The sequence below is a fragment of the Mesorhizobium newzealandense genome, from assembly GCF_042682145.1.
GTDB classification, from domain to species: Bacteria; Pseudomonadota; Alphaproteobacteria; order Rhizobiales; family Rhizobiaceae; genus Mesorhizobium; species Mesorhizobium newzealandense.
Map to the genome: position 1 here is coordinate 79,645 of NZ_JBHUGZ010000030.1, position 26,259 is coordinate 105,903.

At 63.3% G+C, this 26,259-nt stretch carries 29 protein-coding genes and 1 pseudogene; 21 read left to right on the forward strand and 9 right to left on the reverse strand.

All coding sequences use genetic code 11. From position 1 onward, the window contains the following. The first annotated feature begins 24 nt into the window (after positions 1-24). The 7 genes from ACFSOZ_RS34425 (at position 25) to ACFSOZ_RS34455 (ending at position 6,849) form a co-directional block, all read left to right on the forward strand. A complete protein-coding gene (locus tag ACFSOZ_RS34425; protein WP_379105595.1) occupies positions 25-909 on the forward strand; it encodes an ABC transporter permease in 885 nt (294 codons plus the stop codon). Next, positions 906-1,775: an ABC transporter permease gene (locus tag ACFSOZ_RS34430; protein WP_379105598.1), complete on the forward strand. Its 870-nt coding sequence runs from the start codon at positions 906-908 to the stop codon at positions 1,773-1,775. The genes ACFSOZ_RS34425 and ACFSOZ_RS34430 overlap by 4 nt, the downstream gene beginning before the upstream one ends. Beyond that, positions 1,760-2,824: an ABC transporter substrate-binding protein gene (locus tag ACFSOZ_RS34435; protein ID WP_379105600.1), complete on the forward strand. Its 1,065-nt coding sequence runs from the start codon at positions 1,760-1,762 to the stop codon at positions 2,822-2,824. The genes ACFSOZ_RS34430 and ACFSOZ_RS34435 overlap by 16 nt, the downstream gene beginning before the upstream one ends. A 264-nt stretch (positions 2,825-3,088) precedes the next feature. Continuing rightward, on the forward strand, positions 3,089-3,697 hold the full coding sequence (locus tag ACFSOZ_RS34440) for a cupin domain-containing protein (RefSeq protein WP_379105602.1): 609 nt from the start codon (positions 3,089-3,091) through the stop codon (positions 3,695-3,697). Next, a complete protein-coding gene (locus ACFSOZ_RS34445; protein WP_379105604.1) occupies positions 3,687-4,772 on the forward strand; it encodes an ABC transporter ATP-binding protein in 1,086 nt (361 codons plus the stop codon). The genes ACFSOZ_RS34440 and ACFSOZ_RS34445 overlap by 11 nt, the downstream gene beginning before the upstream one ends. A gap of 42 nt (positions 4,773-4,814) precedes the next feature. Beyond that, positions 4,815-6,242: an aldehyde dehydrogenase family protein gene (locus tag ACFSOZ_RS34450; RefSeq protein WP_379105607.1), complete on the forward strand. Its 1,428-nt coding sequence runs from the start codon at positions 4,815-4,817 to the stop codon at positions 6,240-6,242. A 253-nt stretch (positions 6,243-6,495) separates the two neighbouring features. Next, positions 6,496-6,849 carry a SnoaL-like domain-containing protein gene (locus ACFSOZ_RS34455; protein WP_379105609.1) on the forward strand — a complete coding sequence of 118 codons (354 nt, stop codon included), beginning with the start codon at positions 6,496-6,498 and terminating at the stop codon, positions 6,847-6,849. 85 nt (positions 6,850-6,934) lie between these two features. Here ACFSOZ_RS34455 and ACFSOZ_RS34460 read toward each other — a convergent pair whose 3' ends face one another. Together ACFSOZ_RS34460 and ACFSOZ_RS34465 are read right to left on the reverse strand one after the other, a co-directional pair. Next, complete coding sequence (locus ACFSOZ_RS34460) at positions 6,935-7,414, reverse strand: SRPBCC family protein (protein WP_379105611.1); 480 nt, start codon at positions 7,412-7,414, stop codon at positions 6,935-6,937. Beyond that, positions 7,411-7,767, reverse strand: coding sequence for an ArsR/SmtB family transcription factor (locus ACFSOZ_RS34465; protein WP_379105613.1), 357 nt, complete (start codon positions 7,765-7,767; stop codon positions 7,411-7,413). Before ACFSOZ_RS34465 ends, ACFSOZ_RS34460 begins: the two co-directional genes overlap by 4 nt. A gap of 156 nt (positions 7,768-7,923) precedes the next feature. Here ACFSOZ_RS34465 and ACFSOZ_RS34470 point away from each other — a divergent pair, with 156 nt between their 5' ends. After that, positions 7,924-8,277 (forward strand): ArsC family reductase, encoded by a 354-nt coding sequence (locus tag ACFSOZ_RS34470; protein ID WP_379105615.1) that lies wholly within the window; start codon positions 7,924-7,926, stop codon positions 8,275-8,277. Between the two features lie 58 nt (positions 8,278-8,335). On the opposite strand, the gene ACFSOZ_RS34475 is transcribed toward ACFSOZ_RS34470, so the two are convergent. The 3 genes from ACFSOZ_RS34475 to ACFSOZ_RS34485 are packed head-to-tail and all read right to left on the reverse strand — an operon-like array spanning position 8,336 to position 10,971. Further along, positions 8,336-8,692 (reverse strand): DUF488 domain-containing protein, encoded by a 357-nt coding sequence (locus ACFSOZ_RS34475; protein ID WP_379105617.1) that lies wholly within the window; start codon positions 8,690-8,692, stop codon positions 8,336-8,338. A 27-nt stretch (positions 8,693-8,719) separates the two neighbouring features. Next, positions 8,720-9,976: an aminopeptidase gene (locus ACFSOZ_RS34480; protein WP_379105619.1), complete on the reverse strand. Its 1,257-nt coding sequence runs from the start codon at positions 9,974-9,976 to the stop codon at positions 8,720-8,722. Next, entirely contained in the window at positions 9,973-10,971 is a 999-nt protein-coding gene (locus tag ACFSOZ_RS34485) for a LysR substrate-binding domain-containing protein (RefSeq protein ID WP_379105621.1), read from the reverse strand. The genes ACFSOZ_RS34480 and ACFSOZ_RS34485 overlap by 4 nt, the downstream gene beginning before the upstream one ends. A gap of 94 nt (positions 10,972-11,065) precedes the next feature. On the opposite strand from ACFSOZ_RS34485, the gene ACFSOZ_RS34490 reads away from it, so the two are divergent. From ACFSOZ_RS34490 to sbmA, 3 genes are all read left to right on the forward strand, one after another. Continuing rightward, the gene (locus ACFSOZ_RS34490; protein ID WP_379105623.1) at positions 11,066-11,290 is read left to right on the forward strand and encodes a hypothetical protein; all 225 of its coding nucleotides are present in this window, start codon (positions 11,066-11,068) and stop codon (positions 11,288-11,290) included. A 261-nt stretch (positions 11,291-11,551) separates the two neighbouring features. Then, positions 11,552-12,712: a YbfB/YjiJ family MFS transporter gene (locus ACFSOZ_RS34495; protein WP_379105625.1), complete on the forward strand. Its 1,161-nt coding sequence runs from the start codon at positions 11,552-11,554 to the stop codon at positions 12,710-12,712. Between the two features lie 115 nt (positions 12,713-12,827). Next, positions 12,828-14,087: a peptide antibiotic transporter SbmA gene (gene sbmA / locus ACFSOZ_RS34500; RefSeq protein ID WP_379105626.1), complete on the forward strand. Its 1,260-nt coding sequence runs from the start codon at positions 12,828-12,830 to the stop codon at positions 14,085-14,087. Between the two features lie 35 nt (positions 14,088-14,122). Here the strand turns inward: sbmA and ACFSOZ_RS34505 are convergent, their stop codons facing one another. Further along, entirely contained in the window at positions 14,123-15,130 is a 1,008-nt protein-coding gene (locus ACFSOZ_RS34505; RefSeq protein WP_379106611.1) for a polysaccharide deacetylase family protein, read from the reverse strand. Positions 15,131-15,322: 192 nt separating this feature from the next. Here ACFSOZ_RS34505 and ACFSOZ_RS34510 point away from each other — a divergent pair, with 192 nt between their 5' ends. After that, complete coding sequence (locus ACFSOZ_RS34510; RefSeq protein WP_379105628.1) at positions 15,323-15,988, forward strand: tetratricopeptide repeat protein; 666 nt, start codon at positions 15,323-15,325, stop codon at positions 15,986-15,988. Next, a complete protein-coding gene (der, locus tag ACFSOZ_RS34515; protein ID WP_379105630.1) occupies positions 15,985-17,424 on the forward strand; it encodes a ribosome biogenesis GTPase Der in 1,440 nt (479 codons plus the stop codon). The genes ACFSOZ_RS34510 and der overlap by 4 nt, the downstream gene beginning before the upstream one ends. A gap of 26 nt (positions 17,425-17,450) precedes the next feature. Here der and ACFSOZ_RS34520 read toward each other — a convergent pair whose 3' ends face one another. Further along, positions 17,451-18,374: a LysR substrate-binding domain-containing protein gene (locus tag ACFSOZ_RS34520; RefSeq protein ID WP_379105632.1), complete on the reverse strand. Its 924-nt coding sequence runs from the start codon at positions 18,372-18,374 to the stop codon at positions 17,451-17,453. Between the two features lie 122 nt (positions 18,375-18,496). Here ACFSOZ_RS34520 and ACFSOZ_RS34525 point away from each other — a divergent pair, with 122 nt between their 5' ends. The 8 genes and pseudogenes from ACFSOZ_RS34525 (at position 18,497) to ACFSOZ_RS34560 (ending at position 24,076) form a co-directional block, all read left to right on the forward strand. Then, positions 18,497-19,804 carry an MFS transporter gene (locus tag ACFSOZ_RS34525; RefSeq protein WP_379105635.1) on the forward strand — a complete coding sequence of 436 codons (1,308 nt, stop codon included), beginning with the start codon at positions 18,497-18,499 and terminating at the stop codon, positions 19,802-19,804. A 149-nt stretch (positions 19,805-19,953) separates the two neighbouring features. After that, positions 19,954-21,139, forward strand: a pseudogene (locus tag ACFSOZ_RS34530) (cell wall hydrolase). A 10-nt stretch (positions 21,140-21,149) separates the two neighbouring features. Then, entirely contained in the window at positions 21,150-21,311 is a 162-nt protein-coding gene (locus ACFSOZ_RS34535; protein WP_379105637.1) for a hypothetical protein, read from the forward strand. Positions 21,312-21,393: 82 nt separating this feature from the next. After that, positions 21,394-21,801 (forward strand): AtpZ/AtpI family protein, encoded by a 408-nt coding sequence (locus ACFSOZ_RS34540; protein WP_379105640.1) that lies wholly within the window; start codon positions 21,394-21,396, stop codon positions 21,799-21,801. 59 nt (positions 21,802-21,860) lie between these two features. After that, on the forward strand, positions 21,861-22,619 hold the full coding sequence (locus ACFSOZ_RS34545; protein ID WP_027142301.1) for a F0F1 ATP synthase subunit A: 759 nt from the start codon (positions 21,861-21,863) through the stop codon (positions 22,617-22,619). Between the two features lie 68 nt (positions 22,620-22,687). Continuing rightward, positions 22,688-22,912 carry a F0F1 ATP synthase subunit C gene (locus tag ACFSOZ_RS34550; protein ID WP_006206606.1) on the forward strand — a complete coding sequence of 75 codons (225 nt, stop codon included), beginning with the start codon at positions 22,688-22,690 and terminating at the stop codon, positions 22,910-22,912. 62 nt (positions 22,913-22,974) lie between these two features. After that, the gene (locus ACFSOZ_RS34555) at positions 22,975-23,574 is read left to right on the forward strand and encodes a F0F1 ATP synthase subunit B (RefSeq protein WP_379105643.1); all 600 of its coding nucleotides are present in this window, start codon (positions 22,975-22,977) and stop codon (positions 23,572-23,574) included. Between the two features lie 10 nt (positions 23,575-23,584). Then, positions 23,585-24,076: a F0F1 ATP synthase subunit B gene (locus ACFSOZ_RS34560; RefSeq protein WP_379105645.1), complete on the forward strand. Its 492-nt coding sequence runs from the start codon at positions 23,585-23,587 to the stop codon at positions 24,074-24,076. Positions 24,077-24,151: 75 nt separating this feature from the next. Here ACFSOZ_RS34560 and ACFSOZ_RS34565 read toward each other — a convergent pair whose 3' ends face one another. Together ACFSOZ_RS34565 and ACFSOZ_RS34570 are read right to left on the reverse strand one after the other, a co-directional pair. Beyond that, positions 24,152-24,847, reverse strand: a complete 696-nt coding sequence (locus ACFSOZ_RS34565; RefSeq protein WP_379105648.1) for a ribonuclease HII — start codon at positions 24,845-24,847, stop codon at positions 24,152-24,154. A 152-nt stretch (positions 24,848-24,999) separates the two neighbouring features. Beyond that, a complete protein-coding gene (locus ACFSOZ_RS34570; RefSeq protein ID WP_379020047.1) occupies positions 25,000-26,154 on the reverse strand; it encodes a PA0069 family radical SAM protein in 1,155 nt (384 codons plus the stop codon). Positions 26,155-26,259 lie beyond the last annotated feature (105 nt).

A 26,259-nucleotide genomic window follows, 5' to 3' on the forward strand; every position in this document is an offset into this window, starting at 1 on the left:
TTTCAAATTTCAATAGGCAGGTCGATGTCGCCCATTGTTGCAGCACAGGCGCCCGGGGCCCGGTCTTCATCGGGCTTCCGCGTCGCCATGTTGCTGCCGGGCGCGCTGGTCACCTTCCTGCTGATCCTGTTTGCCCTCGGCCTCGTGCTTTTTCTCGCCTTCCGCAGCAATGACGGTTCGCTGCTCGGCGCCGGTTTCACCGTGGCGAATTTTGTCACCGTGGTTTCGGATCCGCTGTACTGGACGGTGACGCTGCGCTCGCTGATCATTGCCGCGCTGGTCACGTTGGCCACGGTCGTCACCGCCTATCCCGTCGCCTACTACCTCGCCTTCCACGCCGGTCGGCGGCGCGGCCTGCTGCTGTTCCTGGTGACGCTGCCGTTCTGGACCAGCTATCTCCTGCGCGTCTTCGCCTGGAAGATCGTGCTCGCCTACAATGGCGTGCTGAACTCGGCGCTGATCGAAAGCGGCATCTGGTCCGAGCCGACTTTGGCCTTTCTCAACACGCCGGCCGCCGTCGTCGTCACGCTCGCCCATGCCTATGCGCCATTCGCCATCCTGCCGATCTATGTGGCATTGGACACCATCCCGAAGTCGCTGATCGAGGCCGCTTCCGATCTTGGCGCCAGACCCTTCACCTCGTTCCGCCGGGTCGTGCTGCCCAATTCGATGCCGGGCGTGCTGGCGGCCGCACTTGTCGTCTTCGTGCCGACGGTCGGCGACTATGTCACGCCCGCGCTCGTCGGCGGCCCGGCCAGCACCATGATCGGTTCGCTGATCCAGGCTGAGTTCGGCAAGGCCAATGACTGGCCGTTTGGCGCAGCACTGTCTGTCGCCGTCATGCTGGTCATCCTTGCCGTTGTGCTGGTCGCACGCTTCACCGACCGCAGATTTGGCAGCCGAACATGAGCATCGCGCGCAGACAAGGTGGCGGCCGCTGGCTTGGCGTCTACGTCATCGCCTATCTGGTCTTTCTCTATCTGCCGGTGCTGCTGATCCCGCTGTTTTCCTTCAACAACTCGATCCAGGCAGCGTTTCCGCTGCAGGGCCTTACCTTGCAATGGTATGCGACGCTGTACGGCAATTCGGCGCTGTCCGGTGCGCTCTTGAACAGCCTCGTCATCGCCGCCATTGCCGCCACGGGCGCAACGCTGTGCGGCATCACCGTGTCCTACATGGACCTCTATGGCCGCTCGCCGCTCGCTGTAACCATCAGCGCCATAGCCCGGCTGCCGATCCTGATCCCGGGTGTCATCGTCGGCATATCGCTGCTGATCCTCATCAACCTCATCGGTCTCGGACCATCGCGCATTGCCATCGTTCTCGGCCACATATTGGTGGCGCTGCCGACGACGGTGGTGATCATGCGCAGCCGCTTCGCCGCCATCCCGAAAACCATTCGCGAGGCGGCACTCGACCTCGGCGCTTCCGACTGGACGACCTTCCGGCGGGTGATGCTGCCGCTCAGCCTGCCGGCCATCGTCTCGGCCTTCATGCTGGCCTTCCTGATCTCCTTCGACGAGTTCATCGTCGTCTTCTTCCTCGCCGGCACCGAGCCGACGCTGCCGCTCTACATCTGGAGCCAGCTTCGGTTCCCGAAGTCGCTGCCGACGGTCATGGCGCTGGGCACGTCGATCCTGGCTGTTTCCTTCGTCATCGCCGCAATCGCTGAAATCCTGCGCCATCGCGGCCTGTCCGCAACGGCACCAAGACCCGTCGATCCACCACAACCAAAACAAACCAAGAGAGGAGAACTGCAATGGCATTCGACCTGATATCTGGAAAGATGGCCCGGACCGGCCTGGCGGCCCTGGCATTGGCGCTGTCGTCGACCGTCGCTTTCGCCGGCGACAAGCTGCAATATTTCACCTGGTCGGGCTATGAACTGCCCGACTTCAACAAGAGCTTCCTTGCCGCACACCCCGATGGTGTCGAGGCCTCCATCTTCGGTGACGACGACGACGCCTTCACCAAGGTCAAGGCCGGCTTCCGCCCTGACATCGCGCATCCCTGCTACGACAAGGTGGCGCGCTGGAACAAGGAAGGCCTGCTGCAGCCGATCGACACCAAGCGCATCAAGAACTGGGATTCGATCTTCCCGGTGTTCAAGAACCTGCCCGATCTGCAGGCTGGCGACGGCAAGGTCTGGATGGTGCCGTGGGACTGGGGCAACACCTCGATCCTCTACCGCACCGATCTGGTGAAGAACCCGGAGGCAAGCTGGAACCTTCTGTGGGACAAGCAATATGCCGGGCGCATGGCGACCATCGACGCCGTGCACGACACGCCGATCGTTGCGGCGCTCCTGGCCGGCGTCAATCCGTTCGACATGACGCCCGAACAAATGGACAAGGTGGCCGACAAACTGCGCGAGCAACGCCCGCTGCTCTCCAACTACACCACCGACATGACCTCGGTCGAACAGGCGCTGGCAAGCGGCCAGCTGGTCGCTGCCATGACCTGGAACGCGTCCGCCACCTCGCTGAAGAAGCAGGGCGTGCCGGTCGAGTTCATGAAACCGAAGGAGGGCATGCTGACCTGGGCCTGCGGCTTCGTCATGCTGAAGGACGCCAAGAATGTCGATCTCGCCTATGACTTCATCAACAGCCGGTTGGATGCCGACTCCGGCAAATACCTGATCCAGTCCTATGGCTATGGCAGTTCGCTGAGCTCTGCCTTTGCCGCCGTGCCGAAAGAGGAGCTGGAAAAGCTGCAGCTGCCGTCCGACCCGGAGGTGATGCTGAAGACCACCATCTTCACCGGACCGATGAAACAGAATGACGACCTCGCCAAGATGTTCGAAAAGGTCAAGGCAGGCGGCTGAGCCTGGTTCTTCCTTCTCCCCTCGAGGGGTGAGCAGCCGGTTCGCGTAAGCGAATTCATCGTGGCAGTGGCACGATGAAAGGCCGGCGAACGCCGGGACGCTGCGAAGCAGCGGGGACCCGGCAGGGTGGATCGGCTACCACGCCCGGCCCTTCGCAGGCTCAGGGCGTTCGAAACTCGAAAAGCCAAGCAATTGGCTTTTCGTTCGCTGCGCGAACCGCTTCTCACCCCACAAGGGGAGAAGGGAAAATACGAGGACGAATAAATGGACATGCTGGACGAAGCGGCTGGAAAGCCGAAGGACGATGCCGATGTGCGCGTCGGCCGGCGCGTGCGGGCGCTGCGGCTGGAACGCAACCTGTCGCTGGCCGATCTCGCCGCCAGGGCAGGCGTGTCGATCGGGGCGCTCAGCCAGATCGAGCGCGGCATGTCCTCGCTGCGCGTCAAGGTGATCTGGCCGCTCGCCGCCGCCCTCGACATCGAGCCGTCGGCGCTGATCGCCGATGGCAACGATGCCGTCAACGACCTCTATTGCGTGCGCGCCAACAGCCGCCGCGCGATTCCGGTGAAGTCCGAAGGCATCGCCAAGGCGCTGCTGTCGCCGCCGGGCTCGACGCTGACCGGCATGCTGGTGACGGTGGACGCCGGCGGCGGCACCGCAGAGGCCTATGCCCATGCCGGCCATGAATTCGGTTACGTCCTTTCGGGTGAGGTCGAGCTGGTTGTGGATTCGACAAAATACGGGCTGAAGACCGGCGACAGTTTTGCCTTCAAGAGCACGCTTTTGCATGCCTTCCGCAATCCCGGCGCCGAGCGCTGCCAGATCCTCTGGGTCAACACCACGAAGCCGTCCGAGGTTCGCGATGGCGCCTGATCCTCTCGTCCGGCTGCAGGCGGTCTCGAAGCTGTTTCCCGGCGGCATCGTCGGGCTCGACGCCGTCGATCTCGACATCGTCCGCGGCGAGTTTCTCACCCTTCTTGGTCCGTCCGGCTGCGGCAAGACCACCAGCCTGCGCGTCATCGCCGGCTTCGAAAGCCCGTCGAGCGGCGAGGTGCTGCTCGACGGCCGCGACATCACAGCGCTCAGGCCCTACGACCGGCCGGTCAACACCGTGTTCCAGGACTACGCGCTGTTTCCGCACATGAACGTTGCCGAGAATGTCGGCTTCGGCCTGTCCTTGCGAAAACTATCCGGCGCCGAGCAGGCAAAACGCGTCGGTGAAGCCCTCGACATGGTCGGTCTGGCCGACAAGCTTGGCGCCCGCGTCTCCGAACTGTCGGGCGGCCAGCGCCAGCGCGTCGCACTCGCCCGCGCCATCGTCTGCGAACCGCGCGTGCTGTTGCTCGACGAGCCGCTGTCGGCGCTCGACGCGCATCTGCGCGAACAGATGCAGGTCGAGCTGAAGCGGCTGCAGTCGCGGCTCGGCACCACCTTCGTCATGGTCACCCACGACCAGACCGAAGCGCTGTCGATCTCCGATCGCATCGTCGTCATGAACAAGGGCCGCATCGAGCAGATCGCGCCGCCGGCGACGCTCTACGACCGGCCCGCCACCACATTCGTCGCCAGTTTCATCGGCACCATGAACCTGTTGCAGTCGCGTTTTGTCGGACGCGATGGCGATCGCTTGCGGTTCGCCGCCGGTGCCTTGCCGCTGGAAGCGACCTCCGAATCCGGCGAGGCTCCCGCCGAGGGCGCCATGCGCATCGTCGGCGTGCGGCCCGAGGATTTGCTGGCGGCCACCGAAGCGGCAACCGGCACGGCGCCGGCACGCGTCAACAGCATCGTCTTTCATGGCCGCACCTTGCGCCTGCATGCCGAGCTTGGGCAGGGCGCACCTGTTGTCATCGACGCGCCACGCCAGGCCGAGGGTTTTCAATTCAGCGTCGGCGATGTGGCGCATATCAGTCTGCGCCGTGGCGCCAACTGCCCTATGCTGCCAAGCTAGTCCCTCCCACCGACATTCCAAAAAAAGACCGGAGCACCGTCCATGAGCAATCATCTGAACTTCTTCATCGACGGCAAGTGGGTGGCACCCGTGGTGCCGGCGACTCTGGATGTGATCGACCCCTCCACCGAAGAGGCCTACACCAGGATTTCCGTCGGCTCGAAGGCCGATGTCGACAAGGCCGTGGCGGCTGCCAAGGCTGCTTTCCCGTCCTTCTCGCAGACCAGCAAGGCCGAGCGCCTGACGCTTCTGAAGCGCATCCTCGAAATCTACAACGAGCGCTACGAGGACATCGCCCAGGCCGTCAGCCAGGAGATGGGCGCGCCGATCACCTGGGCGCGCGAGGCGCAGGCCTGGGCGGGCAGGGCGCATATGGAAGCCACCATCAAGGCGCTGGAGAACTATGAATTCAGCGAAAAGCGCGGCGGCACCATGGTGGTCAAGGAGCCGATCGGCGTGTGCGCGCTGATCACGCCTTGGAACTGGCCGCTCAACCAGATCGTCTGCAAGGTGGCGCCAGCCATCGCCGCCGGCTGCACCGTGGTGCTGAAGCCTTCCGAGATCGCACCGATCAGCGGCATCGTCTTTTCGGAAGTGATGGAAGCCGCCGGCACGCCGAAAGGTGTCTACAACATGATCAACGGCAATGGCCCGGATGTCGGCCAGATCATGGCCGGCCATCCCGATGTCGACATGGTGTCCTTCACCGGTTCGACCCGCGCCGGCATCATCGTCGCCAAGACGGCGGCCGAAACGGTCAAGCGCGTGGCACAGGAACTCGGCGGCAAGTCGGCCAACATCGTGCTGCCGGACGCCGATTTCGAAACGGCGGTGCGCAAGGGTGTCGAGGGTTGCTTCGGCAACAGCGGCCAGTCCTGCGACGCGCCAACGCGCATGCTGGTGCCGGCCTCCCGCCATGACGAGGCGCTCGCCATCGCCAAGAAGGCCGCCGAAGCACACAATGTCGGCGATCCCCGCTCGGAGGACACCAGACTCGGGCCGGTCGTCTCGAACATCCAGTACGACAAGATCCAGCGGCTGATCGAAGCCGGCATCAAGGAAGGCGCCACGCTGGTCACCGGCGGGCCTGGCCGGCCCGAACATCTCAACCGTGGCTACTATGTCAGGCCGACCGTGTTCGGCCATGTCACATCAGGCATGACCATCGAAAAGGAAGAGATCTTCGGCCCGGTGCTGTCGGTCATTTCCTACAATGACGACGACGACGCGGTGAAGATCGCCAACGACACGGTCTACGGCCTCGCTGCCTATGTGCAGTCGCAGGATATCGATCGCGCCCGCAAGGTGGCCGGACAGCTGCGCGCCGGACAGGTCTCAATCAACTATCCGGAATGGGACACGTTCGCACCGTTCGGCGGCTACAAGCAGTCGGGCAACGGCCGCGAATATGCCGACTGGGCGATCCACGATTTTCTGGAGGTCAAGGGTATCATCGGCTACGGAGCGTAGGCTCCCTGCTTGGCAGGCTCTCAAGGATTTGGATTGCAGGCGCTGGTGCGGGATCATCAGCGCCTGCATCATTTTTACTTGATGTGTCCCCTTTTGTTCTAGCTCTCTCGAGGCGACTATCTGGCTCAAATCGTCGTCGCATATCCGCGCGATATCATCATGCTGACATGGCTTGTCAGCTACAAGCGTATTGACGATGGCAGGCCGTCGAGCTGTCCCCTACTTGCAGTGCGTCTGAACAGGAGGAACACATATGACCATCGCGGAAATTGCCAAGGATTTCACCGAACTCCTACGGCAGGGCGACCACCAAGGCGCTGCTGAAAAATACAATGCCGACGATATCGCCAGCTACGAAGCCATGGAGGGGCCGATGGCCGTCAGCCATGGCAAGGCGGCCCTCAAGCAGAAGGGCCAGTGGTGGCAAGAGAACCACGAAGTCCATGGCGGCTCGGTCGAGGGCCCCTATGTCAACGGCGACCAGTTCGCGGTGCGCTTCAAGTTTGACATAACGCCCAAGGCCACGGGCGAACGTGTCACCATGGATGAGGTCGGCTTGTATACGGTCAAGAACGGCAAGATCACTGAAGAGCGCTTCTACTATTGAGGCCGGAATACCCACGGCTTCCGGGAGCCTGGGTGAAAAATAAGCATGGCGGCCGGGACAATGCCCTGGCCGCCATCCGAGAGGCTCAAATCGTCTTCACGTATTCTGCAAGCTGATCGGCCACCGTGCCCCAGCCGTCGAAGAACCCCATCTCTTCATGGTTCTTGCGGGTGGCCTCGTCGCGATGGATGGCGGTTGCGGTATAGCGCGTGCCCTTGCCGTCCGGCTGCAAGGAAATGACCGCGGTGATGAACGGCTCCCCCGACGGCCGATAGCCCGGAAGCAGCGCGTCCGTCCACACCAGCCGCTCGTTCGGCACGATGTCGAGATAGCAGCAATGGCGGTCATTGACCTCCTTGCCGTCGGGCGACTGCATGCGCGTCCGGAACAGCCCGCCCGGCCTGAGGTCGATCTCGCAGTCGGTGATGCTCCATGGCTTTGGCGTGAACCACTGCTTGACATGCTCCGGCGTCGTCCAGGCCCGCCACAGCAGCTCGCGTGGCGCATCGACGACGCGCTCCAGCACGAGATCCAGTCTGGGGTCCAGCTTGAAGGGATAGCTCATTTTTCCTGCTCCTTGAGGGTCATCACATAGGCGTCGAACTGGTCGAGGCGGCGCTCCCACAGTGTGCGCTGTTCGGCCAGCCAGTTTTCGGCGAGCTTCAGTGGCTCAGGCACCAATTGATAGGTCCTGACCCGGCCGGTCTTTTGCGAATGCACCAGCCCACAGCCTTCAAGAACCCGCAGATGCTCGATGAAGGAGGGCAGGGCCATGTCGAAAGGCTCCGCGAGGTCGCTGACCGAGGCGGGGCTGCGGTTCAGCCGCTCCACCACGCGTCGCCGCGTCGGGTCGGACAGTGCGCGAAAGATGCCGTCGATCGGTGGAGGGCTTGGATTGGCGGTCTGGAGGTTTGTCATTGGTCAGTCCTGGGTGTCGTCAAAAGTGGCTTGCCAACACTTAGGAAAATTCCTTAGTGTTGGCAAGCCCAAATTCACGGGGCGCCTGGGAGCCCGCTGGCAAAGCGCGCCGAGCGTCCTTATTCTGCGGTCAGATTCGAAGTTCGAGGACCCGTTTTGACGATCACCATGTACGGCATCACCACCTGCGACACGATCAAGAAGGCGCGCGTCTGGCTGGAAGGTCATGAGGTGCCCTACCGGTTTCACGACTACAGGGCAGAGGGTCTGGACGCCAAGCGACTGGATGGCTGGGTCGGCAAGGTCGGCTGGGAAATCCTGCTCAACAAGGCGAGCACGACGTTCCGCGAACTGGCGGACAAGGACAAGCAGGATCTCAATGAGAAGAAGGCCAAGGCGCTGATGCTGGCCAAGCCGACGATAATCAAGCGGCCGGTGCTGGAACTGGGCGACAGGATTCTCGTTGGCTTCAAGCCGGATGTTTATCAGCAGGCGGTGGGCGGGAAGTAGAGCCGAACTTGCCCCCCGCTGTGTTCGCGGTCCCGCCGACTCGCGAAATTCAACCGCCTCAACCCGTCCCCTGCAGATAGACCGCCAGCGCCACTGCATTGTTGTGGGCTTCGTCCCGGGCGCCGTAGAGCAGCGTCACCCGAGCCCTGCCGAGCATGGCCCGCAGCTGCCCGACCACTTCGCCATTCCTGTCCAACTCGGCGCGATATCGCTTCTGGAATTCCATCCAGCGCTCCGGCTCATGCCCGAACCATCCACGCAAGCCGTCGCTCGGTGCGATCTCCTTCAGCCACAACGCCAGCGCGGCATCCTCTTTGCTGACCCCGCGTGGCCAGATCCGGTCGACCAGAACCCGCTGCCCGTCATCAGGCGCCGGCGGCTCGTAAATCCGCTTGACCACGAGGTCGAAAGCCACCGGACCCTCCGTAGGCGGCGGTGACTGTCAGGCCCACTCGCCCTTGCGCATCACCGGCACGCGGGCGCCACCCTTGTGGACGCCGTCTATGTCGATCTTGTCCGAGCCGATCATCCAGTCGATGTGGATGAAACTCTTGTTGCCGCCACGCTGGGCAATCTCGTCCTGGCTGAGCGAGGCGCCGTTGACGAAGCATTTCGAATAGCACTGGCCGAGCGCGATGTGGCAGGCGGCGTTCTCATCGAACAGCGTGTTGAAGAACAACAGGCCGCTCGCCGAGATCGGCGAGGAATGCGGCACCAGCGCCACCTCGCCGAGACGGCGCGCGCCTTCGTCGGTGTCGAGCACCTTCTTCAGCACGTCCTCGCCCTTCGACGCCTTTGCCTCGACGATCCTGCCCTCCTCGAAACGCACCGAGATCTCGTCGATCAGCGTGCCCTGGTAGGACAGCGGCTTGGTCGAGGAGACATGGCCTTCGACGCGTCTTGCATGCGGCGTGGTGAAGACTTCTTCGGTCGGGATGTTCGGGTTGCAGGTGATGCCGTTCTTGGCGGTCGAGGCGCCGCCCATCCATTCATGGCCGTCCGCCAGCCCGACGGTCAGGTCGGTGCCCGGCCCGGTGAAATGCAGCGCATGGAAATTATGGCCGTTGAGCCATTCGGTGCGGCCGCGAAGCGCTGCATTGTGCGCCGTCCAGTTGCCGATCGGGTCGTCGACGTCCACCCGCGAGGCGGCGAAGATGGCATCGGCGAGCTTCGCCACGGCGACGTCGTCGGCATCGCCGGGGAAGACCTGCCTGGCCCAGGCGAGATCCGGGTAGGCGACGATGTTCCAGTTGATGTCGAAGCCGGTGATCTTTTCCAGCGCCGGCTGGTAGGCCATCGAATTCGCCTTGTTGGCGCGCGCCACTTTCGCCGGATCCTGCGCCGACAACAGCGACGGATCCTCGCCGCGCACGGCAAGCCTGGCCGCATTGTTGGCGAAGGCCTTCGCCATGCCTTCGTAGAGCCAGCCGGCGGCGCGGTCGAAACTGGCATCGGCGCCGAAGCGATAGCGCGCCAGCGTCATCTCGTCGTCGTTGAAGATCGGCGTCACCAGCCCGGCGCCGGCCTTGTAGGCATGCTCGACGATCCGCCTGGTCAGCGGCAGCGCCGCGATCGACGACGTCACCACCAAATCCTGCCCGGGCTGCAACTGCAGTCCGACCTTGATGGCGACTTCCGCCAGCCTGTCGAGCTTCACCGGGTCGATCGATGCGGAAACGCCGCGCGAATGTGTGGTCATGATCCTGCCTGCCGTAGTTTGATTTCTGACTCTACATAGACCGTCGCCACGGTGCTTTCCACCGCGATCCCGCCGGCGGGTGCGGTGGCTGCATTCGCGGACCCGAACTGTGCCATCGTCGCCTCGATCTCTTCCTTGATCCAGGCCTTGAAATCCCGGACCTTGCGGCTTTCGGCCTTGGCGGAGGAGGTCACCAGCCAATAGCCGAGCCCGCTCTGGGCGCGGATTCCGAACGGCGCCACCAGCCGCCCGTCGGCGAGCGCATCAGCCGTCAGCAATTGCCAGCCGAGCATCACGCCGTGGCCGGCAATCGCCGATTCCAGGCACAGCATCGGATCGGTGAAGCGCGCACCCTTCAGGAAGGTGACGGGCGGAACGCCGGCTGCCTCGAACCAGCTTTCCCAGTTGATCATTGCCCGCTCGTCGGTGATGGCGCAGGTCTGGGCAAGATCCTCGATCGATTTCAGTTTTCTTGCGATCGCCGGGGCGCAGACCGGGAAGACTTGCTGGGCCAGCAGCAGTTCCGCCCGGCCGCCCGGCCATTTGCCGTCGCCGAGCCGGATGGCAATGTCGATGTCGGAGTGATCGAGATCGGCCAGCCTCACCGACGCGTCGATGCGCAGCAGCACGTTGGGATGCCGGGTGAAGTGACGCGACAATCGCGGCAGCAGCCACTTCGAGGCAAAGGCCGGAGCCACCGAAACCACCAATGTGCATTGCGTCGCCTCGTCGGCCAGCGCCACGGCCTGGGCAAGCTCGCGAAACCCCGCGCCGAGGCGGGCCGCGAAGACGGCGCCGAATTCGGTCAGCACGAGACCGCTCGCCGTCCGCTCGAACAGCGCCTGGCCAAGCTGCTTCTCGGTGCGGCTGATCTGCTGGCTGACCGCACTGACGGAAACGTTGAGTTCGGCCGCCGCCGCCGCAAGCGAGCCAAGACGGGCGACGGTTTCCACGGCGCGAAGGCCGTTGAGATGGACTCGGTTGAGCATAGCCATACAGATTTTCTAAACCGATCCGGCCGAAATCTCAATTGAAAGACACATCGAAACGGCAGACTTTAGCGGGAGAGACAGATCCGCGGAGCCGAAAATGCTGAGCATGTTGTCATCGCTGAAAGTCTTGTTCGCCACGGATGCTCCGCATGAGCCAGGCCGCGAGAGCGAGACGCAGAGATGGTTGACCGATCCGCTCTCGCATCCCGTGCTCAACACCATGTCGGAGCGCGAATTGGGTGATGTGCCGTTCAGGCTGACGGCGCAGCGGACGGTGTACGAGACCGCCTCATTGCGTGCCGGTTTCGGCGGACGCTGCTGAGAGCCTGTCTGGAAATTCTACTCTAGCGGCCATCTCATGGCGTTTTCTGCGCTTCCATGCTCACGGACCAAAGTCCGCTGCGCTACGGTCCTCGAAACCACCACCATATGACTCGCCGGAGCGAATTTCGAAACGGTCTCCGAGCGGACGTCACGCGTTAGGGCTTAAGGAAAAGTCGAGGCGAGCGCCGCGTGCTGCAACCGCGCTGGCCCAACAGATGGCGGATTGTTCCGGCGATCCCTGCATTTATTGTGCGCTGCGATGATATCAGCCACCTCGACAGCGCTGCGTTTCGCCTTCGCCGGCATGATCGCCATGGCCGTCGCCATGGGTATCGGCCGCTTCGTCTACACGCCGATCCTGCCCGGCATGATGGAGGAACTCCATCTATCGCCGGCCAATGCCGGATGGATCGCCTCCGCCAACTATCTTGGCTACCTCGTCGGCGCGCTTGCCGCCGCCGGGGGCTGGGCGCATGGCCGTGAGCGCCCGTTGATGCTGGCCGGTCTCGGCGCCAGCACGGTCCTGGCAGCCCTGATGGGACTGTCCGACACCATGGTCGCGTTTCTCGTCATCCGCTTTCTGGCTGGGCTGGCCAGCGCCTTCGTCATGGTGTTCATGGCCAGCATCGTTTTCAGTCATATAAACGCCGCCGGCCGCAGCGACCTACAGGCGTGGCATTTTGGCGGCGTTGGCCTCGGCATCGCGATCTCCGCGGCGATGATGGCGGCGCTGGTCACCGAACATGCCGGCTGGGCGGCGGGCTGGCTGTGGTCGGCGGCAATTTCGGCTTGCGGTTTCGTCGTCGTGGCGTTGCTGGCGGACGAGGGGCCGCTCGCCAACGGCGAAGCCGGCCCCGAGCCGGCACTGCCGAAAGACCGGTCGCTGATGAAGATCATCATCGCCTACGGCCTCTTTGGCTTCGGCTATGTGGTGACGGCGACATTCCTGGTCGCCATCGTCCGGCAAGGTGGCGGCAGCCGCGTCTTCGAGGCCATGGTGTGGATGGTCGCCGGTCTTGCCGGCTTTCCCTCGACCTGGCTGTGGCAGAAGATCGCGGCACGGATCGGGCTCTATGCCGCCTACGCGCTGGGATGTTTCGTCGAAGTTGTCGGCGTGACTGCCAGTGTCGCCATCGGCGGACGCACCGGGCCGCTGCTTGGCGGCCTGCTGCTCGGGGGCACCTTCATTGCCATCACCGCGCTTGGCCTGCAGGCCGCGCGGCAACAGGCACCAAGGGCGCCTCGGCGCATCTTTGCCTTGATGACGGCTTCTTTCGGCCTTGGCCAGATCATCGGCCCAATCGCCGCCGGGCTGCTGGCACAGGCGTCAGGTGATTTCTTCCTCGCCTCGATCACCGCCGCTGCCATGCTGGTCGTCTCCGGCGCCGTCACATGGTCGGCTGCGCCAAAATCGCCATGATTTTGGGTTTGCTCGATGCCGGGCATCGGGCACGGGCATTTTCTTTCCAACTAATGTGTGACTTTATGCCCGCCGAACCCCGCTGATTTGCGCATAGACCGAGGAATTCGCCACAGTGTTCGTATCCTTCTTCCCGCAGCCGAAGCTTTTTTTCTCTTCGGCAGCCATCTGGAGCCTTGCGGCAATCCTGTTCTGGTTTTTCGGCGGGGAGCAGTTGGGTGCGGTTTTCGGACTGCCGCCCGCCGCAGCTGGCGCGCCCCCCATCATCGGCATCGCCATCCTCTTGTCGCCGCCGTTTCTCTGGTTCTATCTCTACTTCGCCTTTTGCGTGCTCGTCTTCTATGCGTTCTGGAGCTGGTATTCGCCGCACCCGTGGCAGCGCTGGTCGATCCTGATGACGGCGGTCATCCTGTTCTTCATCTATTTCAATGTGCAGGTCAGCGTCGCCGTCAACGCCTGGTACGGGCCTTTCTTCGACTACGTACAGGGACTGATGTCGGGGACTGGAAAGTCGACCAACGAAGAGTTTTATATCGGATTGGCCGACTTTTCGTGGCTCGCGCTGGTCGGCATGAATGTGCAGGTGGTCAATGCCTTCATCGTCAGCCACTGGATCTTCCGCTGGCGCACGGCGATGAACAACTATTTCGTCGAGAACTGGGGCAGGCTACGCCATATCGAGGGCGCCTCGCAGCGTATCCAGGAAGACACGATGCGGTTCTCGCAGATCATGGAAGATCTGGGCTCCAGTTTTGTGCAGTCGATCATGACCCTGATCGCCTTCCTTCCAGTCATGATTCAATTGCAGGCCCATATCACCGAATTGCCGATCATCGGCGCGATTCCCCAGCCATTGGTTGTCGCAGCGCTGGCCTGGTGTCTGTTCGGAACGATCTCGGTGATGATTGCCGGCATGAAACTTCCAGGACTGCAGTTCCGCAACCAGCGTGTCGAAGCCGCTTACCGCAAGGAACTGGTGTACGGCGAAGATCATGCGGACAGGGCCCAGCCAGCCACCACGGCCGAGCTGTTCGCCAATGTTCGTCACAACTATTTCAGGCTCTATTTCCACTACATCTATTTCAACGTTGTCCGGTACACCTACCTGCAGGCTGACAACATTTTCGCGCTGCTGATCCTGGGTCCTTCGCTGGTGGCGCACAAGATCACCTTCGGCGCACTGAACCAGATCTCGAACGCCTTCGGCAAAGTAACGGGGTCGCTGCAGTTTCTGCTCACCTCCTGGTCGACCATCGTCGAGCTGCAATCGGTCCACAAACGCCTGCGCGCCTTCGAGGCGACGCTGCAAGGCGAGCCGCTGCCCGAGATCGACCAGCGCTATCTGGCAAGACAGGGCGCCGAGGACCCAGCCTGAAGACCGAGGTTTTGGAAATCGAACCAGTTGGCGGCTCAGCCGCCGACCGAAGCCTGCTTCTGGGCCGCATCCTGCCGCGAAACATAATCACGAAAACTGATGCATTCGACGTCCGCCTTGACGCAGACCTCGCCGGCAAAGCGCTCCAGCGCGTTCCAGTAGGCGCCGTCATTCATCAGCGCGAAGTGGAAGCCGAGTTCCAGCGGAACGCGCTTGCCCTGATATTGCGCGTCGAAGGCGGCGCGGAAGGCGTCATAGGTCCGGTTCGCGAACTCATTCGCCTTGCTCGGCCGCTCGAATCCGCCGGAATGTCTGACATAGAGATTGTAGTCCATGGCGATCACCGGCCTTGATTCCGGTCCTTCCGGGATCTGCGGCAGCGAAAAGTGCATGATGCCGTGGCTGGCCGCCGGACGGGCAGGGCCCTGCGAGACGCCACTGGCATCGAATTGATAGCCGGCCGCCGGCAGCGCCTCGTAGAGCGCCTTGCTTGTCGACAGGTAAGGCGCGCGGAAACCGGCAACCGCATGCCGCACGAAATCGCGCCAGCCCTTGGGCTCGGGCGCAATGCCGTTGATCGCATAGGCGTTTTCGAGAATGTGCTCGAACGAGCCGAACTCCTTCAGCCAGTCGGCCTTGCTCCAGTCCTTGCCGTCAAAATGGCCGCAGCCATGGCTGGCGATGTCGTGACCTTCAGCGGCGGCAAGTCCGATCTGCTCGAGCCGTTCGGTCACTTCCTGTTTGGAGGCGGCAAAGCCGATGTTGGATTTGCCGGCCGTTTTGCCGGGCGCCGTGTACTCCTTGCGTGTCTCCGGCGACAGCAGGAAGACGCAGGAGAGAAAATAGGTGAAATGCGCGCCGGTGCGCTGCGCCAGTGCCCGGCTGCGCTTCCACTGCGAAATGTCGCGGGCGCTGTCGAACGAGATGATGACGACCTGCCTGGGCTTTGCCGGGGCTGGCGGCGCTGGCGGATCAGCCAAAGCCCCGCCGGCAATGGCGAGCGAGGCGAGGGAAAACGTAACAACGCGCAACGGACGATACATCGGCAATCTGATCTGCACCCGGGGAATGTCTCGAAGCCGGCTATCGCCCAAATGTGGCGTGGGTGCGATTGGCCTTTTTGGCAACCAGCCTCGGGAATAGGCGATTTTCCGGTTGAACCCCTTCCATGCCGACAAAATTTCGCTAAAACGCGGGCTGACAACGGCCCGAGAGGGCAGGAATGGTTTTGATTGATGTCCGACGACAGTTTTATCCGTGAAGTCAACGACGAGATCCGTCGCGAACAGGCGCAGAAGCTGTGGGACCGTTTCGGTCCCGCCTTGATCGTTATCGCGATCCTCGTGGTGCTCGGCACCGCCGCCTTCGTCGGTTATCGCTATTGGGACGAGACGCGCGCCAACCGCTCGGGCGATGCATTCTCGCAGGCGCTGAAGCTCGCCAATGACGGCAAGAACGACGAAGCGCTGACCGCCCTCGACCAGTTGGAGAAGGATGGCTACGGCGCCTATCCGCTGCTCGCCCGCATGCGCGGCGCGACCGTCAAGGCCAACAAGGGCGACGTTGCCGCCGCCGTCAAGGATTTCGACGATGTCGCCGCCGACACGGCCATTCCCGCGGGCATTCGCGACATGGCGCGCCTCAGGGCAGCGCTGCTGCTCGTCGACAATGGCTCCTTCGCCGACGTCTCCAGCCGTGTCGAGGCGCTTACATCCGATACCAACACGTTGCGCCACACGGCGCGTGAGGCGCTCGGTCTTTCCGCCTGGAAGGAAGGCAAGACCCAGGATGCGCTGAAGCTGTTCGACCAGATCGCCGCCGATGACGGCGCCCCGCGCAACACCCGCGAGCGGGCAACCTTGATGTCCGAGCTGATCCGCGGGTCGGGCAGTGCGTCGTGACCTTCAAAGTCGCCATCATCGGCAGACCTAACGTCGGCAAATCGACTCTTTTCAATCGGCTGGTGGGAAGGAAGCTGGCGCTTGTCGACGACACGCCGGGCGTCACCCGTGATCGCCGCGTCCATGCCGCCAAGCTGTACGACCTGCATTTCGACGTCATCGACACCGCCGGCTTCGAGGATGCCGCCGCCTCGACCTTGCCCGGACGCATGCGCGCGCAGACCGAGATCGCCATCCGCGAGGCCGACCTGATCTTCTTCACGGTCGATGCCAAATCCGGCCTGATGCCCGATGACAAGACGTTCGCCGAGATCGTCCGCAAGTCCGGCAAGCCGGTCGTGCTGGTCGCCAACAAAGCCGAGGCGAAGGGCGCCCAGGGCGGCATGCTGGAGGCCTGGGAACTCGGTCTCGGCGAGCCGATCCCGGTGTCGGCCGAGCATGGCCAGGGCATGCCCGACTTGCGCGACGCGGTGATCGGCGCGCTTGGCGAGGCACGTGCCTTCGGCGAAGAAGAGGATGGCGTCGGTGAGGAGATCGCCGCCGGCGAGGTGCTGATCGGCGAGGACATCGTCGACCCGGATGCGGAAGATGTGCATTGGTATGACGACACCAAGCCGATGCGCATCGCCGTCGTCGGCCGTCCGAATGCCGGCAAGTCGACGCTGATCAACGCGCTGATCGGCGAGGAGCGGCTGTTGACCGGGCCGGAAGCCGGCATCACCCGTGATTCCATCTCCGTCGACTGGGACTGGCACGGCCGCCGCCTGAAGCTGTTCGACACGGCCGGCATGCGCCGCAAGGCCAGGATCCACGAAAAGCTGGAAGTGATGTCGGTGCAGGATGGCTTGCGCGCCATCCGCTTCGCCGAGATCGTCATCATCGTGCTCGACGCCACCATTCCCTTCGAGAAACAGGATCTGCAGATTGCCGACCTGATCATCCGCGAGGGCCGGGCGCCGGTGATCGCCTTCAACAAATGGGACGTGATCGACCATCCGCAGGAGCTTCTGGCGGAGTTGCGCGAGAAGACCGAGCGGCTGCTGCCGCAGGTGCGCGGCATCCAGGCCGTGCCCGTCTCGGCCGAAACCGGGCGCGGCCTCGACAAGCTGATGGATGCGGTGCTGCGGACCCACAAGGTGTGGAACAGCCGCGTCTCGACCGGCAAGCTCAACCGCTGGCTGGAGAGCATACTGGCGCACCATCCGCCGCCTGCCGTCGCCGGCCGCCGGCTAAAGGTCAAATATGTCACCCAGGCCAAGACACGGCCGCCGGGCTTCGTCGTCCAGTGCTCGCGGCCGGATGCGATGCCGCAATCCTATGTCCGCTATCTCTCCAACAGCCTGCGCGAGGCCTTCGACATTCCCGGCGTGCCGATCCGCATTGCGCTGCGCACCTCCGACAATCCGTTTGCCGGCAGGGCCAAGAAGCGCAGCTGAGTCTTGGCGCCGGTCTGGCACCATGATCACGCCACGTTGCGCAAACCGTGGTCGTTGGCACGCCTGTTTTCGGGCAGGGCCTGCCGTGTCGCCTGAAGCAATATGTCGGCAAGGCGGGCTACCACCGGCTCGGGCTCGGCGTCCTTGCGATGCAGGAACAACGCCATTTTGGGCAGCGCCGGCAGCCCGGCGATCTCCGGTGTCATCGCGCTGACGCTGGCCGGCAGGCCGATGTCGGTGCGGATCGTCAGTCCCAGTCCCGCCGCGACGGCCGCCCATATGCCGCCAAGGCTCGGGCTGGAAAAGGCCATCCGCCAGGACAGGCCGGCACGGTCGAGCGTTTCGGTTGCCACCGTGCGCAAAAGGCATGGCGCTTCGAGCGCCACCAGCGGCAGTGGCTCACCGTCGCGCAGGCTGGTCTCGATGCGCTTTGGCGGGCCGATCCAGCGCATCTGCACGTCGGCGACATGCTGGCTGTAGGGCAGCGTCTCGCCGCTGTGCCAGGCGAGCGCGATGTCGAGGTTGCCTGACATGATCCTTTCGGCAAGTTCGTAACTGCGTGCGATCCTGGCTTCGATCTTGACCTTGGGATGGGCGCGGGCGAAGCGGCCGAGCACGTCCGGCAGCACCGCCTCGCCGAAATCCTCCTGCAGCCCAAGCCGTACCCAACCTTCCAGTTCGACGTCATGGATGGCGAATGCCGCTTCGTCATTGAGTTCGATCAGGCGGCGCGCATAGCCGAGCATGGTCTCGCCGGCTTCGGTCAAGGCGAGGCCGCGTCCCGACTTGCGGAAGATCGGCGTCGCCGCCTGCTCCTCCAGTTTCTTCAACTGCGCGCTGACCGCCGACGTCGACCGGCCAAGCCGGTCGGCAGCCTTGGCGAAGCTGCCCAGCTCCATGCCGGTGACGAAGCTGCGGAGAACGTCGAGGTCGAATGTCACGCGTCGCATGGCAATAATCCTGATTTTCGGGACAAACAGTCAAATACTTCCCGATATTCAGCACGAAGCTATGGCGGTAGAGACGGAGCGTCAAGGTCCGGATGCAGTGGACCATCAAGGGAAATTCAGCCATGTCGCTCGTCGCTACGGATTTGGAATGCAACCACGGCAAACCTCGGCAGCATGCGGATGCAGCCGCCGCAGGTGCCGCGACAGTCCGCTCCAATCATCGCTGGAAGGTGCTGGGCATCGGCGTTGCCGCCAACGCCAGCTTCTCCGCGACTTTCTCCGGCATTCCGGCGACGGCGGTCTTTTTGCGCTCCGGCTATCAGCTCGGCAACGGCCAGCTCGGGCTCGTTCTCGGTCTGCTCGGCCTGGGTGTGGCGCTGAGTGAGCTGCCATGGGGATTGCTCACCGATCGCTGGGGCGATCGCCGCGTGCTGCTCACCGGGCTCGGCGCCACCGCGGCATGGCTGCTTCTCATGGCATTCCTGGTCGTGCCGTCGCCGGCACACCTTCCCGGGGTTGCGCTTCTGGCCGCCGTGTTGCTCGTCACCGGTCTGCTCGGCGGCAGCGTCAACGGCTCGAGCGGCCGCGCCATCATGGCCTGGTTCCGTGAAGGCGAGCGTGGCTTCGCCATGAGCATCCGGCAGACCGCAGTGCCGCTCGGCGGCGGGCTTGGCGCCCTTGTCCTGCCGTCGCTCGCCTCGGCACATGGCTTTGCAGCGGTCTACGGCCTGCTGGCCGCATTCTCCGCCGTCACGGCGCTTTTCGCCTGGCGCTGGTTGCGCCCGCCGCCAATCGATGAAGACGCGACGTCCGCCAGCGACGCCACGGTGTCGGCTGGCGCGACACCGCTGCGCAACCCCGACGTCTGGCGCATTGCAGTGGCCATCGGCCTGCTCTGCGTCCCGCAAGTGGCGGTGCTCACCTTCGCCTCCGTCTTCCTGCATGATTTCGGCGGCATGGGAACGGCAGTGATCAGCGCCAGCCTGGCTACGGTGCAGGTCGGCGCCATGGCCATGCGCGTCTGGAGCGGCCGCTTCACCGACCGTCACGGCAACCGCCGCGCGTTCCTGCGCCTTTTCAGCATGCTGAGCGCGGCCGCTTTCGCCACCCTCACGCTGCTTGTGTTTGTCGCGGCCACCATTCCTGGCTGGCAGCCGGTGCTCACGGCAACGATCGTTGCCGCCTTGATCGTCGCCGGCATCTGTGTCTCGGCATGGCACGGCGTTGCCTACACCGAGCTTGCCACGCTTGCCGGCGCCAGCAATGCCGGGACGGCGCTCGGCCTCGGCAACAGCTTTGTCTTTGTCGCCTTCTTCCTGGTGCCGATCGCCATCCCCGGGCTTCTGGTCGTTGGATCATGGACGGGCGTCTGGCTGTCGGCCGCCGTCTGTGCGTTGATCGCCCGGCCGCTCTTCCTGCGGCCGGCCTGAATTCGCAGGCCGGCCGCAAAACCGCCCGACTTCGGAACCACGACCTTGAGCCGACTGAGAAAACCCGATCGAACCCGTTAACGTCCCATCAAGGTTAATGCATCATTTTGCTCTCCAGTGGGGTCAGTCGCGTTCCTGGAGAGAGTTCCGTGCATCGACGTGTGTTGAAGCGGCTTTTTGCCGCCGCCGGTGAGAAAAAAACGTGGCTTTCTGCCTCCGTTCGTAATCGGTCTCGGCATCTGGATCGGCTTTCCGACCATCGTTGCCTACCAGGACATGACGAGCCTTGTCTCCGGCCTCGAAGCGCCAAACACCCGCTGGAATTCCTATGTCGAGAAATCCGTCGCCGGCTCGACCCATGCGGCCGAGATGCCGTTCGTCGATTCCGACGTCACCGGCTCCATTTCCGGATCGGGTGTCCATCTGGCCGGTATCGGCAACGTGTCGTTTCGTGGCAAGGGCGGCAAGGTCAGCGGCACGCCCGACGAGGATCGTGTCGTGCGCGCCGACAAGAAGGGCCGCATCGTCCAGATGTCTCCCGTCGCGCCGCCGAAGAACTTCAATGCCGGCTCGATCTTCGAGCGCACCTCCTCCTTGCTGCGGCCCAGCATGGACAGCGGCCTGAAGATGGCCTTCGCCAAGCCGCAGATCAAAGGCAAGGAAATCCAGATCGCCGCGGCATTCCATGCGCGCGAGGACAAGAGGCCGGATTCCGGCGTGCCGGCCATGCTTGCCGCGCTGGTCAACAACGACCATCCGGACGTGCTGGCGACCGCCTACGCGCAGGCCGAGCCCGACTATGCCAAGGCGTCACCCTTCGAAGCCCTGCTTCAGGACGAGCAGCCCAATGACGGCCGCTTCATCCCGCCGATGGCCAAGGGCGACCACTCGTGGATCCAGAACCCGCTGCCGGCGAGTGTCTTCTCCAAGAAGGAGCAGGCATGCCTTGCCAACGGCATCTATTTCGAGGCGAGGAGCGAATCCGTGCGCGGTCAGGCCGCCGTCGCCCAGGTCATCCTCAACCGCGTCCGCAACCCGGCCTATCCGAATTCGATCTGCGGCGTCGTCTACCAGAACGACAGCTGGTTCAACCGTTGCCAGTTCTCCTTCGCCTGCGATGGCAGGAGGAAGCGCATCGACAGTCCTGTCGCCTACAAGACCGCGCAGGATATCGCCATGGCCGTCACTGCCGGCAAGATCTTCATCCCCGAGGTCGGCTCGTCGACCCACTACTACGCCCAATATGTCCATCCTGGCTGGGCGCGCACGATGCAGAAGATGACCAAGATCGGCCTGCATATCTTCTACCGGACCTATGGCGGCGGCTGGAGCTGAGCGCCGAACATTGCTGATCTTCTCGCGCCGCATGCAGTCGATCGAAGAGCCATTGCCGGGGGGATTCGTGCAACGCATCCACGTCATCGTGGCGGGCACGATGTCGCACCTTTATAACCAATTGATTTTGTTGCCTAAAATACATGGCAATGAACTTCCGCCCGTGGCTTGACTGGCGCAAACCCTCTAACTATGTTGCCGGCGACTTTAGAAGCGGACGGACGGTGACGGTCTGACCGGGCAGGGGGGTTGCGATGGCCGATAAAAACAGGCCAGACGGAACCGGAGAAACCGGCCGCGGCAAGCAGCATGAAGCCGACATCCGCGACGACGATCTTGAGCGCCGCCGGCGTGAACTTGGAGCATCTCTTGCGACAAGGCGGCCGGACCGGCTCGAGGGGAAAGACGACGCGAAAGTGGGCAGTGTGGCCGGTTATGGCCAGGCGCTCAAACTCTCCAGCGAGTTCATCGCCGGAGTGGTGGTGGGTGCCGGCATCGGCTGGATCATCGACCGTCTGGCGGGGACATCGCCATGGGGTCTGATCGTGTTTCTGCTGCTTGGTTTCGGCGCCGGCGTGCTCAATGTCATGCGTTCCGCGGGCGTTGTGGCTGAATTCGGACAGGGCGATAAATCGCGCCCCGACCAAGACGACAAGAAATGACCGCGCTTCATGTGCGGTAATGGTAACGAGGCCGTACGCGGCATTGACGGGGTTTGAACGTGGCAGCTGACAAGGTCGATCCGATCCACCAGTTCCATATCAACAAGCTGATACCGATCGAGATCGGCGGCTACGACCTGTCTTTCACCAATTCGGCGCTGTTCATGGTCGCGACCGTGGTCGTTGCAGCCGCATTCCTGTTTCTCACGACCTCGAGCCGCAGTCTCGTTCCCGGTCGGCTTCAGTCGGTCTCCGAGATGGCCTACGAATTCGTCGGCAACATGTTGCGCGATGCCGCCGGCACTCAGGGGATGAAGTTCTTCCCGTTCGTGTTCTCGCTGTTCATGTTCGTGCTGGTTGCCAATCTGCTTGGCCTGTTCCCGTATTTCTTCACCGTCACCAGCCACATCATCGTCACCTTCGGCCTTGCCGCCCTGGTGATCGGAACCGTGGTCGTCTACGGCTTCATGAAGCACGGTCTGGGCTTCCTCAAGCTGTTCGTGCCGCATGGCGTGCCTGTCTTCCTGCTGCCGCTGGTGGTGCTGATCGAGGTGATCTCCTTCGTGTCGCGCCCGGTCAGCCTCTCGGTTCGTCTGTTTGCCAACATGCTCGCCGGCCACATCACGCTGAAGGTGTTCTCGGGGTTCGTCGTCAGCCTGAGCGCGCTCGGCGCGGTCGGCGTGGCCGGCTCGATCCTGCCGCTGGCAATGGCGGTGGCGCTGACGGCGCTTGAACTGCTGGTCGCCTTCCTGCAGGCCTACGTCTTTGCGGTGTTGACCTGCATGTACCTCAACGACGCCCTGCATCCCGGGCACTGAGCAAGAGTTTCCGGCATTGGCGCCGGATGGAATCGCAACGGAATTTTAGATCCAAAGGAGTTGAACAAATGGACGCAGAAGCAGCAAAGTACATCGGCGCCGGCATCGCTTGCCTGGGCATGGGTGGCGCGGGCATTGGCCTCGGCAACATCTTCGGCAGCTACCTGGCAGGCGCGCTGCGCAACCCGTCGGCCGCTGATGGCCAGTTCGGCCGTCTGATCTTCGGCTTCGCCGTGACCGAAGCTCTGGGCATCTTCTCGCTTCTCATCGCGCTTCTGGCCCTGTTCGGCTGAGCATTGGGAAGATTGGACAGGCCGGCCGCGCAAGCGGCAGGCCTGAATTTCGGGGATAGTCCATGTTCGTGACATCTGCCTTCGCGCAAGAGTCCGCACCTGCAGCCGACACCAGCCACACTGCGACGGAAGGCGACACGCATTCCGGCACCGGCGTGCCTGCCGAAGCGCACGGCACGTTTCCGCCATTCGATCCGGCGACGTTCCCGTCGCAGCTTCTGTGGCTGGCGATCACTTTCGGGCTGTTCTACCTCTTCCTGAAGCGGGTTGTGATGCCGCGCGTCGGGGGCATCATCGATGTCCGCAACGATCGCATCACGCAGGACCTCGATCAGGCAGCCAAGTTGAAGGGCGAGGCCGACGCCGCTGTTGCTGCCTACGAGCAGGAACTGGCGGAAGCCAAGACCAAGGCCAACGCGATCGGCCAGCAGGCCAACGATGCGGCCAAGGCCGAAGCCGAGACCGTACGCAAGAAGATCGAGGCAGCCCTCGACGAGAAGCTTGGCGAGGCCGAAGCCCGCATTTCTTCCATCAAGGCCAATGCCATGAAGGAAGTCGACAGCATCGCCGAGGACACCGCTTCGGCAATCGTCGAGGCACTGGTCGGTGGCAAGGCCAGCAAGGCCGAGATCGCGGCCGCGGTCAAATCCGTGGCCCGGTGAGGAGCGCATCATGGATTACACATCTCTCGCGACGCTCTGGGCCACGATAGCCCTCTTCATCTTCCTTGGTGTTGCCGTCTACATCAAGGTGCCGGGCATGATCGCCAAGGCGCTCGACGCCCGCGCCGACAGGATCAGCAATGAGCTGGATGAAGCGCGCCGGCTGCGCGAGGAGGCCCAGCAATTGCTCGGCCAGTATCAGAAGAAGCGCAAGGAAGCCGAGCAGGAGGCCGCCGACATCGTCGCCGCTGCCAAGCGCGAGGCAGACATGCTTGCCGCAGATGCGCACAAGAAGACCGAGGACTATGTTACCAGGCGCACCGCGCTTGCCGAACAGAAGATCGGCCAAGCCGAACGTGATGCCATCAGCGAAGTCCGCGCCAGCGCCGTCGACATCGCGGTCGAGGCTGCGCGCACGCTGCTCGCCGGCAAGATCGACGCCAAGGCGGGTGCTGACCTGTTCAAGGCGTCGCTGGTGGATGTGAAGTCCAAGCTCAACTGAGCCTGTTGCATCGAGCCCAGAAACGGAGCCGCCCGGGAAACCTGGCGGCTTTTTTGTTGCGGGCAAACCATCCGATCAATCCAGGCCGGCAAGGCTCTCCTCTTCCGCCACTTCCGTCCCGCCAAGCCTGAACGGCGCGAAGGACACGCGGTGCAGTCGCGCCACCGGGCCGTGCACTTCGATTGCCGTGCGATGGCGGGCCGTGGCGTAGCCCATGTGGACCTCGAAGCCGTAGCGATCGTGATGGTTGCCGCAGCCGCACATCATGCGGTCGCGCATCACCTTGGCGACGATCGAGGCGGCGGCGATCGATTGCGAGCGCTGGTCGCCCTTGATCATCGCGCGGCCGGCGCAAGGCAGCCCCGGCGGCACGTCGCGCCCGTCGGCCAGCGCGAGCTTTGGCTGAACCGACAAGCCGACCACCGCACGGCGCATCGCCTCGAGGCTGGCCTTGAGGATGTTGCTGCCGTCGATTCCCTCGGCGCTTATGGATGCCATCGAAACACCCAGCGCGGAGCCGAGAATTCGCACGAACAGCGCTTCGCGTTGCAGGTGGCTGAGGCGTTTGGAATCGTCGAGCCCATCCGGAATGTTGGCGGGGTCGAGCACCACTGCCGCGGCGACCACCGGCCCGGCCAGGGGACCACGGCCAGCCTCGTCCATTCCGGCCACCGGCCACAGACCATCGGCCATCGCCTTCGTCTCGAAGGAGAAGTCGGGTTTCTCGATGATCTCAAAGAGAAGCGGAGAATCGGAACGCGCGCGAGCCATGTTGCGGCGAGGTTCGCATCGGCTCCGATTCTCCGCAAGTCCCTCCGGGTCGGGTGGGGCGCCGGACCGGGAGGGCACCGTCTGCAGGCCGGGGCAGGCCGGACGGGATTCTTGTGCTGCGCCAGATCAAACCGCCGCAGGGAGCTGCATTTTCAAAGCAGCGTCAGTTGCACCTGGTCTTTTCCGGCGGCAACGAACTGGTCGGTCCGAAGCGTGCGCCGTTCGACATTGAGGCCGAGCCGCTTGGCGGTGATCTCGAAGCGCCGGCCGATCTGCCAGGCGTAGGGACCGGCGCCCTTCATGCGCTTGCCCCATTCCGAATCGTAGTCCTTGCCGTCGCGCATCGAGCGGATCAGCGACATCACGTGACGGTAGCGGTCGGGATAATGACGCAGCAGCCAGTCCTTGAAGATCGGACTGACCTCCAGCGGCAGGCGCAGTATGACATAACCCGCCTCGCGTGCGCCGGCGGCGCGCGCCGAATCCAGGATGCGTTCCATCTCCTGGTCGGTCAGGCCGGGGATGATCGGCGCAACCATGACCGAAGCCGGAATGCCGGCATCCGACAGCTGTCTGATGGCCTCCAGCCGCTTGGTCGGCGTCGAGGCACGGGGCTCCATCGTTCTGGCCAGCATGCGATCGAGCGTCGTCACCGACAGCGCCACCTTGGCCAGCCCGCGCTCGGCCATGCGCGACAGGATATCGATGTCGCGCGTCACCAAAGCCGACTTGGTGACGATGCCGACCGGATGGCCGCGCGCTTCCAGCACTTCGAGGATCTCGCGCATGATCCGGTATTGTTTCTCGATCGGCTGGTAGGGATCGGTGTTGGTGCCGATGGCGATGGTGCGCGGCTGGTAACCGTCCTTCGACAGTTCCTTGTCGAGCAAGCGCGCCGCATCCGGCTTGGCGAACAGCTTCGATTCGAAATCGAGACCCGGCGACAGTCCCATGAAACTGTGCGTCGGCCGCGCGAAGCAATAGACACAGCCATGCTCGCAGCCACGATACGGGTTGATCGAACGGTCGAAGGAGATGTCGGGCGATTCGTTGCGGGTGATGATGGTGCGCGGCTTCTCGACCTGCACCTCGGTCTTGAAGGGCGGCAGTTCCTCCAGCGAATTCCAGCCGTCATCGAAGACATGCCGGCTGACCGGCTCGAACCGGCCGGACGGATTGATGCCCGCCGACCTGCCGCGATTGCGGTCCGGACGGACACGCATGCCACTCTGCTCGATCATCGCATTGGCCATCTCGGCTCTTCCTGCCCCGAAAGCTGCAATGTCGGCGCGCACGATCTGTTCCATCTTCGCCCGCTCCCAAGGACTGTCCATGTTGTGTCGAATCGTTCTGTTCATGAAATTATTCCTATTTAGTCGATGAGAACAAAGCAAGAACTTTTTGTGGTGCAT